Raw genomic sequence first — 13,602 nt, 5'->3', positions numbered from 1 at the left:
TCACTCGTCCCCTCGTTTGTTTTCATTTTATTTCATACGAGGGTGTTTATCGACTGCATTTTTATCGTAGCACTCCAAAACTTTATATTTTATTGTTCACCCCAGCTTGAAACATTCAACGATAGTGAGTTCGAAGGAGAACGAACCAGCGTATAACATGCTTTTCTAGCTCCGTCGCTTTCACTCCTGGTTCTGCCCGACGATCTCCGATGGGGATCATCAGGCGGACAAGCTGCTTCTTTTTCGGACTTGGAATAATCTAATACTATTAACTCAGTGCCTAATCAGGAACAGGCAAGATAACGAATCAGGCATGCGGAGGAGCTTCATCCGTAAGGATCAAGCCAGGCTGGAGGTGGATCTCTTCAAATCCGGCCAAATGCCGGGACTGATAGCGAAGCGGGCTCATGCTGCCGGCAAGGAGATAGTTGCGGATGTCCATACCTGTGGAGGAAGGCAGCAGGAAGGCGGTGGTATACGGAAAAACGGATTGCAGTGTCGTATAGACTGAACTGATTGTGTGATCGTAACGGGTCCGTCCGGCCAGGTTCATCAGCACCGCACCGCCCGGCACCAGCTTGCTGTACACCATTGTGAAGAAAGCATCGGATACGAGATGTCCCGGTGTCCCATCGGCAGAGAACGCATCCAGCAGCAGATAATCCAGGCTCTCGTCTTCCTCCTGTTCCAGTATGAGCCGTCCATCACCGATGATAACGTGATCCGTCCGGCTGCCGAACCATTGACGGCTGATCTCTACGACGCCGGCATCCAGCTCGGCAGTCACGACAGACCGGTCCGGCAGGTAATTCGCAATGGTACCAATGCCGTGTCCAATCATGAAAATCTTCTCGAACTCAGGCTGGTTATATTCCATCAAATGAATCATGGCACGGGGATATTCAAACAAAATACGCTCGGGACGATCCAGATCAACGGCTCCCTGAACGGCATCCTCGGAAAATTGCAGTATACGGAAACGCCCGCGTTCGCCGTACAGCTCTGCCGTATCCCATACGGAGATGTCATGGTGCTCTGTCTGTTCTTGGTGAATCAGCTTCAATGTGAGAGGCTCCTTTAGAAAAACAATTTAGAGAAGCAATATGATATAATGTGGCATAACGCCATTCAGGCCTTGTATCTATCCAAATGATTATCGCATGATGAATGTTCGTGTACAACCGGACAGGCTGCAGGCCCCTAATGATGAATGATTGGAGTTCAAGGAGGAGCCATCATGTCCTGGGTTAAATATGCGATGAAGCTGAATATACTGAGTGCCTTTTACGGGTTTGCCTTTTTTGCTGTTGTTGAGCTTCTGGTTAATACTTATCGGCTGCAGCGCTTGCTGGGCTTGGATACTGACCGTTATAACCAGGTCATGACCTGGGTTCATTTCGGCGGATTTTTTCTGGTGACCGGCATCGCTTATGCGACGGCACGTTACTGGATGCAGGGCAGGAAGTCGCTCCTGTGGTCGACGTTGTTGTGGTTTCCTTATGCAGCTCTGTTTATCTATGGGGTGGCCTCATTCTGGCCGATTACAGATCCGGGTGATAAACCAGGGCCGGGTGCAGGCATCATCATGCTGGGCATGACCGTGCTCTATCCTGTGTATTTGCTGTTTGTGAACGGGATAGCTGTATTGGGACGTTCCATAGCGGCAGAGTCGCATACATAACATGAATGACTATTGCGGAGGGATCAGTATGGCTACTATAGAAGATTTCATGAAGCTGGATATGCGGATTGGCACCATTGTGGGGGCCGAGCCTTTTCCGGAGGCACGTAAACCGGCGATCAAACTGGATATTGACTTTGGGGAGCTGGGAATCAAAAAGTCTTCAGCACAGATCACCAAGCGGTATCAGCCGGAAGAACTGATCGGCAGACAGGTCGTGGCGGTCGTGAATTTTCCGGAGCGCCGGATCGCTGGCTTCAAGTCCGAGGTTCTGGTGCTGGGCGGGGTTCCCGGTGAGGGAGATGTCGTTCTCCTACAGCCGGATACGACTGTCGCGAATGGTACCCCGATCGCCTGACCGGACTGCTAGATCTGATGGTATTACCGCCGATTTCCGGTTTCAGTACGTAGTCGGCATATATGGAAAGGAAGATTATACGGAATGTGGGTTGCAAGATTAATCATTATTGTGGTCAGCCTGATCTGTTTTGGCGCGGCTTATCTGCTGCGGAGCAGGCTTGGTCTGAGGCTGCTGACCGGTTATACCGGAGGCGGCGGGAAGTCCGAAATCTATAAGCGTTTTGCGCGGGCGAACGGGATGATGTTTATGATGTACGGTGTGCTGCTGCTGGCGTTGGTGTTTACCCTGGATTTTATCAACGTCTATGCCGTGTTTATCAGCTTTGTGGTGCTCAGCATCGTTCATATCGTTGTTGTTAACCGGTCGGTGCGGGTGAAGAGGCAGTAATCGGCATGAAGAAGATGACTCTAGGCGTCAGGCCCGGAAATTTAATAAAAACTGTAAGGATGAGGAGGAAGGCTGCCTGTGCGAAGGCGGTCTTTTTTATATCCACATGATTTATTTTGACAGGGATGCTATAAAAAAGCTAAAGGGTTCGTCTTACTTATATACCAGCTAAATCAAGGAGGGACCATTGTGACAGCGTCAGAGAATGAGACGTTCAAGGCTCTGTTTCACCAGCATTATCCCAGTGTGCGCCGGAAACTGGTCGCTATGGTCAGGGACGAAGCGGCAGCGGAGGATCTCGCCCAGGAGGTGTTTCTGCGGCTCTACCGCAATCCGCCGGATGATCTGTCCCTGCTGGGTGCATGGCTGCACCGGGTGCTGACCCGTATTGCCTATGATCATATGGATCGGCTCGGCAGGCAGCGGAGGCTGCAGGAGAAGCAGGAAGGCATGTTCGATCCGGCAAGGTCAACCGACAGCAGTGAGGAGCTGCTGATGCGCAAGGCAGAGCAGGAAGAGGTTCAGGCCTGGCTAAAGGAGCTCCCCGAACGGGACCGCAAGGCCTTGATGCTAAAGTATTCGGGTTATAGTTATGCCGAGATTGCTGAGGAAATCAAGGTGAATCCGCCCTTAGTCGGCAGTCTATTGAGCCGGGCCGCGCAAAAGCTGCGTAAATCCGCATCCAAAGCGGTATCTTCCAGACCTACGCTATAGAAAAATCGATTCTACCTATGACAGGAGGAAAACAGGATGACAAATGAATCTCAAGCAAAACGATTCCGTACGGAAGAAGCCTGGAACCGATTATCGCTCAGTCTGGAGAAAGAGACCGTCAATCCGTTCTGGGAGTCGGCAGTTCTTCCGGCGGATGAGAAGCCGGGGCAACCGGTGGAGGCGCTGCCGCCAGGCAAGACAGCTCCCGTATTCACAGCGGGTCAGCTGGCTGATCCTGTGCTGCCCAGCCCGCTCCGCAAGAAGCGGATGAGATGGACTGCTGCCGCTGCGGCATGTGCCGTTGTCATTGGTTTTGCAGCTACACCGATGGGGAATCAGGTGATGGCTGATGTACTGAACCAATTTCGTATGCAGAATCCGATCGTGGTCGACAGTGCAGGGATGGAACAATTGTTCCAGATGCTGGACCAGCCGGGGGAGATTGGCGGGATCAGCCAATATGGCAAATATAGCACCAAAGCTCTGGATGACGGTGATCAACTGAGCATGACCCAGATTCATCATAAGCTCGGTTATGACGAGATCAAAGGGTTAAACCAAGCCCCAAATTACTACGTTAACCCGACCCATATCTTTTCACTACAACTGGATGTGAAGAAGGTCAATGACCTTTCGCGGAGACTGGGGGTACAAACGCTGCTGCCGGAGGAAGCGGATGGCAGAACGGTGACCTTGACCGTTCCGGCAAAGGTGTACTACGTGCTTCAGGAAGGAGATCAATACTTGGGTGATCTGTCACAGTCCGGGCTTCCTGAAGTTTCGGCAGATAAGGATATCCCCTTGCAGGAGGTGATTCAGGGGCTGTCGTCCTCGCCGATTATGCCGGAACAGCTGCGCAAGGAACTTGTGAAGGCAGACGTACTGAATGGCAGGCTGCCGCTCCCGATCGTAACGGACGGTGCCGTTGAACAGGTGGAACTGAATGGTACCCAGGTCATTCTTGAACAGCATCATCTTCAAGAGGGCAACTACTATGAAGCTTACTGGATTCGTAATGCCCAGCTGTACACCTTATCGACGGTAATTGACATGAAAAAAGAGCAGCTGCTGGACCGCATTAAGGAGCTGATTAAGCCGTGAAGACTGTGATTCAGACGGCAGGACTCGGCAAAATCTATGCGAATGGACGCGGCTGCCGGGATATTACCCTAACCGTGGGGCAGGGGGAAGCCTTTGGCTTCCTCGGCCCTAATGGTGCGGGGAAAAGTACCTTCGTCAAGATGCTGGTTGGTCTGACTGCGCCGACGGAAGGCAGCGGCGAAGTGATGGGGCACCCGCTCGGTTCTGTAGAATCCAGAAGGCAGATCGGCTACCTGCCTGAGCTGTACCGTTATCAGGAATGGCTGTCCGGTGAGGAAGTGCTGCGGCTGCATGCCGGCCTTCTTGGCATGAGCAGGTCAGAGGCCAGCTCCCGGATTAACATGCTGCTCGACGAAGTCGGAATCGGGAAGCGGGGACGTGACCGGGTCAAGCATTACTCCAAAGGTATGCAGCAGCGCCTGGGACTGGCCTGTGCCCTGCTTGGAGATCCGCAGATTCTGTTCCTTGACGAGCCTTCATCCGCCATGGATCCTGTGGGGCGCAGTGAGGTCAGGGAGCTGCTGCACAAGCTGAAGCAGCAGGGGAAGACGATTTTTCTGAACTCCCATCTGCTGGAGGACGTGGAATCGGTCTGTGACCGTCTGGCTCTCATGATGAACGGGAGCATGCTGTACCAAGGCCCTCTCACTGATATTTTGCAGCGTACGATCCGTTGGCGTTTTCGCGTCGGCGGATTTTCGCCTGTTCTGCTGGATTGGCTTCGCGAACGGAGCGGACTGAATATTTATTTGGCTCCGGCGGGAGCAGGCAGCTCAGGCAGCGGGCCAGATACCGAAGGTATGGAAGACACGGTATGGCTGGAAGCGGAGCTCGACAGCGAGCATGAAGCGGGATGGCTGAATGCACTGATGGTCGGGCAGGGGATGACGTTATACGAAGTGAACCGCTTGAGCGACAAGCTGGAAGACTGGTTTATGGAAGCCGTCTCCGGCAGGAATCACAGGGGGGAACGTTAATGACTGTCATGATGTATACAACCTGGAAAGAGCTCGTACGGAAAAAGGTTCTTGTGCTTACCCTGCTTCTGACCGTGCTGTTCCTGCTGGCCTTCTGGTTTATCGCCGGATCGATCGGTATGAGGCATCCTGCGAATCCGGAACAGCTGTTTGAGCAGTTCTCGCGCCGCGGTGCGGTCCTGTCGCTTGGATTCTTTTTTGGATCCTTTATCGTCGCTTTTCTGTCCATTTTCAGCTCGTTCAGTGTCATATCCGGGGAGGCCGAGCAGTCTACACTTCAGGCCGTACTGGCCCGCCCGTTACTGCGCTGGAAATGGTATTTGGGGCGGTGGATCGGCTACGTCGTGTTCATTGCGCTGTACGCGCTGCTGCTGTTTACGGCTATCGTTACGATAACCGCGGTGCAGGCAGGCATGACCCGAATCTGGCAGGATATTGTTTACTCGCTGTTCCTGTTTCTCTCGGTTGTACCGCTATTGGTCAGTATGTCGATGCTTGGTTCCAGCCTGTTCTCCGGTATCGGCAACGGTGTATTTATGACGATGCTGTACGGTGCAGGCTGGCTGGGCGGAATGATCGAGAAGATGCGCGGGTTCCTGGATCTGAAGGAGCCAATGGCATCTACGCTTGCTAACATCGCTTCGCTGCTCTCCTTAATCATGCCGGCAGACGGGATACAGCGCAGAATGCAGTATATTCTTAGTCAGGGTCAAGGCAGGGACATCCCTTTTCTCAGCGGCGGCAGTGTTCCTTCGGATTCTTTTCTGATCTACGGTGCTATCTACGGAATTTTGGCCATCATCATCGGGCTCCAGTTATTCCGGCGCAAGGACATGTAAGCTGAAGGAGCAGTAATTGTTCTCCAATAAGCAAACAACTGCCTCTAACAGACTTCGAGCAGGATCGAAGGTTAGGGCAGTTGCAAGGTGGCGGTCACGGCTGCAGCAGGAAACAGGAGCAGATCGTCATAGGACATCAGCGCTTCAATATCCGCTTAATAGTCCAGTAGGAGATCCGCTGCGGCCCTTCCGCTGTCGTGATTATAAAGTGGTTGGCGTCGCTGCTGTCGGGTGAACATATGCCATAATAAGTCTCGCCGCTGATCAGATGAATGCCGATGATGCTGCCGGATGTGATGGCTTCCAGGATTTTATCTCTCATTTCGTACTGCTCCTTCAAACGATTTATACACAAAACGAAATCTTCTCTTACTAGTGTAAATATAATATTAAAATGTTAAAGAAATATGAAGAATGGTTGAAGAAAGCTCATGTTATGAAGATTATGAATATAATGAACATAACATTCAGGATGATAAGGGATTTCAAGTCATTTAGCAAGCAGTTAATGGCGGGAAATAGAATTGCTTTCTCTTTTTATTTCGTCAAAAACCGACCGATATTTAGCGCTACATCCTATAAAATCATTGCGGCTAAAGCTTTATGACCCACATAAGAGCGGTTTGAACCTTACATTCTGTAAATAAAAAAGGATATGCTTCTTAGTATAGACAAAGCGAAAGACCGCCACACGGCGGTCTTTCGCTTTTCTCCGGCAGATCACATCCGGCGCTGTATATGCTTCATGAGAAACCGGCTCGCAGGAATAGCCGGCATCCGGGACAGATCAATGGTCAGGTCCTGTTCAGGAACGGTATAGTCCAGTCTGCCATTCAGGTAACGGAAACTGATTGTCATCATATCAATCGTCAGCCACTCTCCGGCACAGCGGTGGTTCGTATAAGGATCGCCTCCCCCTTGGGGAATCAGGTCGAACGGACTGCCGTCCCAGCCTTTGAAGCGCTGCGGGCGAAACTGATCGGGATCTTCCCACAGTGCAGGATCGTGCGTCGTTCCATACACATCCAGCAGTACCATGGTCCCTTCTTCAAAAGAAAAACCGTTCCAGGTAAAATCACAGCTCGTCTCTGCGCCAAGCAGCCTGTCACTATGTATTTCTTTACTATTACCCGTTAGAGCCGCAAAATTCTCCAGGAGTTACTGCTTCTTTTCTGTATGCGTCAAATGATAGGTATGGGCAGCTCCGCTAACGGCTTCCTCCGGGTGCTGCTCTGCCAGCACCGGCTGCCAGGTAATACGCTGGTCTGTTCCGCTCCAAGCTTCGTAGAAGATTCTCCGTTCCCGGTTCAGGAAGCAGCGTACAAGGTGAATGAAGAAACACAGGTCCATGACCAGAAGAAGCATCATGATCAGTGCGTTCGGAATGGGAGGGAGGTCCAGCAGCCCCGGCAGCAGGTTAAGACCAAGCATTCCCCAGTAGAGCAGCCCGCAGCGAATGATCAATCCAAGCCAGAGTGGCCGCTCCAGGCCGACAAGATGAATACGGACCAGCCATTTACCGAAGGTGCGGCCCCGAGTTAGAGCCGGGATCAGTATGAAATACAGCCCTGTGGTCAACCAAAAGGCGGCGGGAATATCCATCACCAGCAGAATATTAAGAGCCGTCATCCAGAGCAGGGTATCCACGATCCAGGCGACGCCCCTTCGGGTGTAGGAAACTCGTTTGGCGGCTACGTCGACAGCCTCGTCGAGCTTGTCGATCCGCGGCAGCAGACCGCTTAACCAGGCGGCGAGCACCAGGCCAGTCATACCGCCGAGGGTATTGGCCAGCAGATCATCGACATCGAAGACGCGATAGGCGTGATCATAGATGCCGTAGATCCCGGTGAGCTGTGTCACCTCAAATGATAGCGACAAGGCAAAGCTGAGCAGCAGGCAGCGAATCCAGCCTGTTCGGAAGTAATAGCGCAGGAACATGCCGAACGGAACGGTCAGGAAGATATTGAACAGCACCTGGAGAAAAGCCCGCTCTTGGAGCATTCTCCAATAGGTGCCATAATCGCCGCGAACAGCGGTTGTTTCCTTGATGATGTCTTGAATAAAATGCAGCGGGATCAGCTGGACGGTTCCGCCGTGCATCGCCGCATTATGTCTGGATGCCGGCAGGGGCAGCAGCACCAGGAAATAAGCGTTCATTAAGTACAGCAGCATCAGATACAGCATGATGGCCCTGATTTTGTTCACGTAGCCGTAGCGCCGGTACTGTACGATCAGAAAGGGCATCGTGAACAGCAGCGCGGCCAATGGAAATAGTAGAAAAGCATAAGAGATCGGAAACAGATAAGATTGAAACATACAAAACACCTTTCAATAAGTTGTTATTCAGGAAGAGGCAGCAGGAAAAATGCCAGTACTCCCCCAGGTGATGGTTACTTTCATGCTAGCATATTTTGCGCAGAGTCCGGTTTAAGTTTTATTTAAATTATCGGTGTCCGAAAAGACGGCGTCAAAACAGGCTCCAGAGCTGAGCCGCTCACCCGAACCTCTCTCATTCTCTTTCATATATTGATAGGGAAAGGAGATGAGTAGCCAATGCCAATCATTAAGCATCACGTGCATCGTCGTTTTCCGCGCCTCTTCCTATTTAGTGACAAAAATTATAGAGGGCGGCGATTCGTATGGCGCGGGAATGTAGGGCTGCGCAATTTGGATAACCTGTATCCTAGGGGAATCGAGAGCCTTCGCTTCTTCTCGCCTAACCCCAACGCGACGCTTGTTCTGTTCAGCAGACCCAACTTCCAGGGCAAGTTCAAAATTTACCGCGGCATCACGAATATTGCAGATCTGGAGCGGGTGTTCGCACAGGGCGAGGTCAAGTCACTCGTCAGTGCCAACTTTTTCCTGTCCCCTCAGCAAATTCGCTTGATCCGGACCACGTGTGCTCTGCCTCCAGGATTCCGTACCATTTGACAGCAGGAGGAGGGTGTTACCCGAAAGATTAATAACATGCGAATGAATGATAGGACTGCACTGTACAGGTGCGGTCTTTTTTGTGTTGTCCGGAGCCGCAGCTTCATCAAACCTGTGCACCTTATTCACCGGCTGTTTATGTTAAAATCAATAGATAGCATGACAATGACAGCAAGGAGATTAATAGAGATGAAGCTGGTATCGTGGAACGTGAATGGATTAAGAGCCTGTGTAACCAAGGGCTTTAACGAATATTTTGCAGAGATGGACGCCGATATATTCTGTGTGCAGGAGACAAAGCTGCAGGCAGGGCAGATTGAGATGGATTTTGGCGGGAAGGAATATAAGCAGTATTGGAACTATGCGGTGAAGAAGGGCTACTCCGGTACGGCCGTATTTACGAAAGTGGAGCCGCTGTCGGTTCGTTATGGCCTGGAAGAGGACGAGGAGCCGGAAGGCCGGGTGCTGACGCTCGAGTTCGACACCTTTTATCTGGTCAATGTCTATACCCCGAATGCCAAACGGGATCTGACCCGGCTGGATTACCGGATGGAGTGGGAGGACCGGTTTCGCATCTATCTGTCCGGCCTGGACCGGATCAAGCCGGTCATTGTGTGCGGAGATCTTAATGTGGCGCATCAGGAGATCGATCTGAAGAACGCAAGGTCCAATATCGGGAATGCCGGGTTTACGTTTGAAGAAAGAGGGAAAATGGACAATCTGCTGGATGCCGGATTTATTGATACATTCCGTTATTTCCATCCCGAACAGACCGATGTATATTCCTGGTGGTCTTACATGCCAAAGGTCAGAGAGCGGAATATCGGATGGCGCATCGATTACTTTCTGGCATCTGCCTGTCTTCAGCCGTACTTGCAGGATGCTCGCATCGACTGTGCCATTCTCGGCAGTGACCACTGTCCGGTGGTGCTGGAGATGGAAGTGCCGGCGGTTGAGGAACGGACGGTATAGCTGCAGAGTAAATTCTAATAGGATAGTAACGAAAAAGCGTGCCCCGCTCTTACTGAGCATGGGCACGCTTTTGCATTGAAGACAGATCTCCCTGCTGCGGTTACATTGAGCTGGCCTGCGAACTGCCCGTATGCTGGTGCTTCTTCTCCTGTCTGCGGTGCAGCAGAGTCAGGATATAGGCACCGGCAAATGCAACAGCTACGAGCCAGATGGGAATGCGGGGGTCCAGCTTGTATGCCCATCCTCCGATAATTCCGGCGGGAGAAGTCAGCAGCAAAATCAGCACGGAGAGCATGGAGAACACTTTGGCCCGTTTCTCATCATCGATGGCGTTCTGTACGGCTGCCTCCAGGTAAGGGGAGCTGATCATCAATCCGACGGCGGAGAGGATCGTACTGATGCCAATCCAGAGCAGATTGCTTGATGGCACGACAACGATCATGACATTGGAAATAACGGACAAGGCGAAGCCTGCCATCATCGCTTTGTTGGCGGCGTTGTCTGAAATTTTCGGCATCAGCAGCCACAGCGTGAGCAGCATGATGACGGAGGATACAGCCGGGAACAGTGAAATCAGTCCGCTGTCCATATGCAGATAATCAGCCATATAGAGCGACAGATACGTGGTTTTGAGCGTAGCCTGAAAGTTAAACAAAATATATACGCTGAAGATCAGCAGCAGCCCTTTGCTCTGCAGGATCTCCCGGATGGCGCCGCCATAATCGATCAGGCTGTCCTTCAGGCCGAGCTCACGGGTTTCACGCATTTTACGGTAGCCGATCTCGGTTTCCTTCGTGGTCCAATGTCTTCCAACAAATTGAAAGGTCATCAGGACGCAGGCCAGCACGTACATGATCCGCATCCCGTTAACCAGTCCATACTGTTCGACAAGCAGGCCGCCAAGCGGTGCGAACAAGCCGCCAATCACGCTGATTATCTGCAGCAGGGTGAACACGTAGGTGCGGTCATCCGGCTTCGTGTCCTCTACGACGAGACAGTAGAAGGCCACGTGTGGAATCCGCTGGAACCCATTGATGATCGCTGCGAACAAAAAGAACCAGACATTCTGCGATACGGCCCACAGCAAGGTAGCTGCCGTCCAGCTGAGCAGGTCAAAATAAAGGATTGCCGACTTGCGTCCCATCCGATCGGTCAAATATCCGCTGAGAAAGGACGAAAAAACCTGCATAATGAGACTGATCGTCGTAATCCATCCGATTGCGGTTTCTGTTACACCAAGATGGTACATATACAGGGTGGCATAGGTCGTGAGCATGCTGTAGGGAATGAGAAAAAACGGCTCAAAGGCCAGACATCCCCGGCTGTTACCCTGCAGGCGTTGAAATAGCGGTCTTGCCATGTTTTTCGAATCCTCCGATGACATAAATGTATTATTTGTTATGATGTACAGTCTGTTATATTGTGGTATAAGAAATGATTCTCGTCAATGGTCTGAATAAAATAAAGCAGCCGCCCGACTAGGCGACTGCTTTAGGTTGTGTAACCTGATATCATCATCGTTCAAGAATTTACAATGCCTATCATAAACCCGTCATACCCTTTACTCCCGACAGTCTGAATTGCGGTAGCGGTGATCCGGTTGCTCTGTGCCAGCATATCGAAGAACTGCTGTACTCCCTGAACGCGCGGGTCAGGATGATGCTCATGAATAATTTGTCCGTCACGGATGACGTTGTCCCCGATAATGAGGGTGCCGGGACGTGAGAGCTGCAGGGCATACTGCAGGTACACCGGGTTGTTAGGTTTGTCGGCATCGATAAAAATCATATCAAATGGAGCTTCCCCTTCGTTCACCATGTTTGCCAGCTGCAACGGAGCATCCCCTTCGCGTACTTCCACTCTGTGATCGACCCCGGCCAGCGCCAGATTGGCCTTGGCCACCGCTGCATGACGGGGGTCAAGCTCCAGCGTAATGATCCGGCCTTCTTCAGGGAGAGCGCGGGCCATCCAGACGGTGCTGTAGGCTCCAAGCGTACCGATCTCCAGAATGCGGCGTGCTCCCTGCATGCGGACCATCAGATTGAGCAGCTTTCCCTGTGCAGGTGTCACATCATAATCAGGAAGGTTTGCGCGGCGGTTGTTGTATAGAATTTCTCTTAGTACAGAGTCCTGAGGAATAAGACGCTCGTTAATATAATCATCCACACGGCTCCATACATTAGGTTCATGTGCTGTACTAGATGGACTATCCATAATTACTCACGCTCCTGTAAGGCATATTGTGTTACTTACAGGTTCATTGTAGCGCGGGAATAAATATAAATATAATATATCTTTATGAATCATTAATATAATAAATATATGAAATGAAAAAAATATAATTATGTCTGTATGTAGCTGAAATATATACAGACAAGGAGGTCGGCACTTGAATCTTCATGCCCTGCGCTTATTCCATATCATTGCCGTTACAGGCAGTGTCACCCGAGCCTCACATGTGCTTAATATCAGCCAGCCGGCCATCACCGCCCAGATCAAGAAGTTCGAGAAGGAGTTGGGAATGACCCTGCTGACTTCTCGCGGAAGGGGGATCGCACTTACTGCTGAAGGAGAAGAATTCGCCCGCTATGCTGAACGGTTATTTGCGGTCGAGCAGCAGATGGAGCAGTACGTACGGGATTACAACGACGGAGGGAGGGGGAGCGTCCGGCTTGCAGCGACCTATCTGCCGGCACATTTTCTTCTTCCCGGCTGGATCGCCCGCTTTAAGAAGCAACATGAGCAGGTCGAGATGATGATTACAACGACCAATTCCAGCGAAGCGATGGTGCAGCTGCTGCAGGTGGAAGTAGATGCCGCCATCTACGGCGGTGTACCTGAGAGTCACCTGGACAGTGTTCAGTCTGAGGAGCTTTTTCAGGACGAGCTGTGGTTCGTGGTAGCACCGGGTCACCGTTTTGCGAATCAGCAGGTTACTTTAGCCGAGATGATGAAGGAGCCTTTTGTCATGCGGGAAAAAGGAAGTTCAACCCGTGAGAGGCTATTATCGCTCTGCCGGACTTACAGTGTCCCCGCCCCCTCAATCTCGCTGCAGTTTAACGGATTAAATGAAGCTATTAAGGCGGTTATGGCAGGCTATGGCGCCAACTTCGTCTCTTCACTGGTCGTGCGTGAGCAGGTTAGACGAGGAGAATTGTGCCGGGTGAACGTGGAGGGGATTCAACTGCTTAACTCAATTGCCGTCTGTACCCGTACGGGTGAACCGCTGCCCCCTCCGACACGCCGGTTTATCGAGCTGATTCGCCAATATCCGTATGTTCATCAATAATACCCTGATGCCTGACGCGTTCTGATGTGATACGATTTCGGGACTTCTGCAGAAGGGGAATAAGAAGATGCCGAGCTCTTCTGCAGCGACGGGGCAGCGTGCACTGCCGGACAAGACGACCGGCGAGGCGGCGGCCAAGGCACCAAAGACCGTTCCGCGCGGCGGCGGGACCATAACCCGTCATGACAATACTTCCCCGGGATCTGCAGCTTCTTCCACCTCACCTGGTTCATTTTCTACTTCGGGTAAATCTAGCACTTATGGTGGTTTTGGTAGCTCTGGTATGGGCAGCACCGGAGGGTGAAGCGGACGTAAAAATTATTTTGCAATCCAGCTAGATATTGTATATA

The 13,602-nt window shown here is 51.6% G+C and carries 17 protein-coding genes; 11 read left to right on the top strand and 6 right to left on the bottom strand.

Translation table 11 applies throughout. The annotated features are described in order from the left end of the window. Window positions 1–307: 307 nt before the first annotated feature. Entirely contained in the window at window positions 308–1,063 is a 756-nt protein-coding gene (locus tag Q5741_RS15505; RefSeq protein WP_305025019.1) for a spermidine synthase, read from the bottom strand. A 174-nt stretch (window positions 1,064–1,237) separates the two neighbouring features. On the opposite strand from Q5741_RS15505, the gene Q5741_RS15500 reads away from it, so the two are divergent. The 7 genes from Q5741_RS15500 (at window position 1,238) to Q5741_RS15470 (ending at window position 6,060) form a co-directional block, all read left to right on the top strand. Next, window positions 1,238–1,681, top strand: a complete 444-nt coding sequence (locus Q5741_RS15500) for a hypothetical protein (RefSeq protein ID WP_305025018.1) — start codon at window positions 1,238–1,240, stop codon at window positions 1,679–1,681. 28 nt (window positions 1,682–1,709) lie between these two features. Continuing rightward, complete coding sequence (gene csaA, locus Q5741_RS15495) at window positions 1,710–2,039, top strand: chaperone CsaA (protein WP_305025017.1); 330 nt, start codon at window positions 1,710–1,712, stop codon at window positions 2,037–2,039. 84 nt (window positions 2,040–2,123) lie between these two features. Beyond that, the gene (locus Q5741_RS15490) at window positions 2,124–2,429 is read left to right on the top strand and encodes a hypothetical protein (RefSeq protein ID WP_305025016.1); all 306 of its coding nucleotides are present in this window, start codon (window positions 2,124–2,126) and stop codon (window positions 2,427–2,429) included. A gap of 189 nt (window positions 2,430–2,618) precedes the next feature. Beyond that, window positions 2,619–3,143, top strand: a complete 525-nt coding sequence (locus Q5741_RS15485) for a sigma-70 family RNA polymerase sigma factor (protein WP_305025015.1) — start codon at window positions 2,619–2,621, stop codon at window positions 3,141–3,143. A 36-nt stretch (window positions 3,144–3,179) separates the two neighbouring features. After that, window positions 3,180–4,244, top strand: coding sequence for a hypothetical protein (locus Q5741_RS15480; RefSeq protein WP_305025014.1), 1,065 nt, complete (start codon window positions 3,180–3,182; stop codon window positions 4,242–4,244). Beyond that, the gene (locus Q5741_RS15475; protein ID WP_305025013.1) at window positions 4,241–5,221 is read left to right on the top strand and encodes an ABC transporter ATP-binding protein; all 981 of its coding nucleotides are present in this window, start codon (window positions 4,241–4,243) and stop codon (window positions 5,219–5,221) included. The genes Q5741_RS15480 and Q5741_RS15475 overlap by 4 nt, the downstream gene beginning before the upstream one ends. Continuing rightward, a complete protein-coding gene (locus Q5741_RS15470; protein ID WP_305025011.1) occupies window positions 5,221–6,060 on the top strand; it encodes an ABC transporter permease subunit in 840 nt (279 codons plus the stop codon). Before Q5741_RS15475 ends, Q5741_RS15470 begins: the two co-directional genes overlap by 1 nt. Before the next feature lie 136 nt (window positions 6,061–6,196). Here the strand turns inward: Q5741_RS15470 and Q5741_RS15465 are convergent, their stop codons facing one another. The 3 genes from Q5741_RS15465 to Q5741_RS15455 form a co-directional block, all read right to left on the bottom strand. Beyond that, entirely contained in the window at window positions 6,197–6,382 is a 186-nt protein-coding gene (locus Q5741_RS15465) for a hypothetical protein (RefSeq protein ID WP_305025010.1), read from the bottom strand. Between the two features lie 398 nt (window positions 6,383–6,780). Then, window positions 6,781–7,161: a cytochrome P450 gene (locus Q5741_RS15460; protein WP_305025024.1), complete on the bottom strand. Its 381-nt coding sequence runs from the start codon at window positions 7,159–7,161 to the stop codon at window positions 6,781–6,783. A gap of 57 nt (window positions 7,162–7,218) precedes the next feature. Beyond that, the gene (locus Q5741_RS15455) at window positions 7,219–8,376 is read right to left on the bottom strand and encodes a VanZ family protein (RefSeq protein WP_305025009.1); all 1,158 of its coding nucleotides are present in this window, start codon (window positions 8,374–8,376) and stop codon (window positions 7,219–7,221) included. 237 nt (window positions 8,377–8,613) lie between these two features. Here Q5741_RS15455 and Q5741_RS15450 point away from each other — a divergent pair, with 237 nt between their 5' ends. Further along, window positions 8,614–8,991, top strand: coding sequence for a hypothetical protein (locus tag Q5741_RS15450; protein WP_305025008.1), 378 nt, complete (start codon window positions 8,614–8,616; stop codon window positions 8,989–8,991). Window positions 8,992–9,180: 189 nt separating this feature from the next. Then, on the top strand, window positions 9,181–9,963 hold the full coding sequence (locus tag Q5741_RS15445) for an exodeoxyribonuclease III (RefSeq protein ID WP_305025007.1): 783 nt from the start codon (window positions 9,181–9,183) through the stop codon (window positions 9,961–9,963). Window positions 9,964–10,063: 100 nt separating this feature from the next. Here Q5741_RS15445 and Q5741_RS15440 read toward each other — a convergent pair whose 3' ends face one another. Then, entirely contained in the window at window positions 10,064–11,323 is a 1,260-nt protein-coding gene (locus Q5741_RS15440; protein ID WP_305025006.1) for an MFS transporter, read from the bottom strand. Between the two features lie 161 nt (window positions 11,324–11,484). Continuing rightward, window positions 11,485–12,177 carry an O-methyltransferase gene (locus Q5741_RS15435; RefSeq protein ID WP_305025005.1) on the bottom strand — a complete coding sequence of 231 codons (693 nt, stop codon included), beginning with the start codon at window positions 12,175–12,177 and terminating at the stop codon, window positions 11,485–11,487. A 175-nt stretch (window positions 12,178–12,352) separates the two neighbouring features. Here Q5741_RS15435 and Q5741_RS15430 point away from each other — a divergent pair, with 175 nt between their 5' ends. Both Q5741_RS15430 and Q5741_RS15425 read left to right on the top strand, forming a co-directional pair. Then, entirely contained in the window at window positions 12,353–13,252 is a 900-nt protein-coding gene (locus tag Q5741_RS15430; RefSeq protein WP_305025004.1) for a LysR family transcriptional regulator, read from the top strand. A gap of 67 nt (window positions 13,253–13,319) precedes the next feature. Next, window positions 13,320–13,556 (top strand): hypothetical protein, encoded by a 237-nt coding sequence (locus Q5741_RS15425; RefSeq protein WP_305025003.1) that lies wholly within the window; start codon window positions 13,320–13,322, stop codon window positions 13,554–13,556. Window positions 13,557–13,602 lie beyond the last annotated feature (46 nt).

The sequence above is a fragment of the Paenibacillus lacisoli genome (assembly GCF_030580655.1).
In the GTDB taxonomy this organism is placed as follows: domain Bacteria; phylum Bacillota; class Bacilli; order Paenibacillales; family Paenibacillaceae; genus Paenibacillus; species Paenibacillus lacisoli.
This window is presented reverse-complemented; position numbering and strand designations above follow the sequence as displayed.